Source organism: Jatrophihabitans lederbergiae (assembly GCF_031845305.1).
Lineage (GTDB): Bacteria > Actinomycetota > Actinomycetes > Mycobacteriales > Jatrophihabitantaceae > Jatrophihabitans_A > Jatrophihabitans_A lederbergiae.
Genome location: NZ_JAVREH010000218.1, coordinates 1 through 527, shown reverse-complemented (window position 1 = coordinate 527; position 527 = coordinate 1). Strand labels below are relative to the sequence as shown.

Sequence of the window (527 nt, the reverse complement as noted above, 5' to 3'; positions counted from 1 at the left end):
CCGGGAAAAACCACAAAGAAGCCATGCGCTGCCTCAAACGCCGTCTCACCGACGTCGTCTACCGCACCATGACCAACGACTCGGTTTCCTCTCCGTCGCCAGCCGCTTGACACAGAGAGGTGCCGTTTTCAGGACAGTCCCCCGGGGGCAAGGCCATTGCCCGGTGTGGCACTTGGCGTAACCGGTGAAGTCGCTTCCGCGACCGGGGCGCGACGCTTTATGGCATATATCGGTATCCCATGCCTGGTTCGGTGAGGAGGTAGCGCGGGCGGGTGGGGTCTGGTTCGAGCTTGCGGCGTAGTTGTTGCATGTAGATGCGGAGGTAACTGTGTTCGGTGTGGTCTGGGTGTCCGCGCATGGCGGTCAGTAGTTCGCGGGTCGTGACGAGTGAGCCGGGTTTGGTCAGGAGGACTTCGAGCATTCGCCATTCGGTGGGGGTGAGGTGGATCAGCTGCGCCGTTGTGCCGTTGGCTGGGCGGATGAGGCGGGCGGGGAGGTCGATGCTGAGGGCGCCGAGTGTGATGGGG

1 protein-coding gene is annotated in these 527 nt (G+C 63.2%); it reads right to left on the bottom strand.

All coding sequences use genetic code 11. The features are described 5' to 3' along the window. Window positions 1-217: 217 nt before the first annotated feature. Window positions 218-527 (bottom strand): winged helix-turn-helix domain-containing protein (locus RM423_RS25055; protein WP_311425746.1); only part of this gene is annotated, 310 nt, incomplete at its 5' end.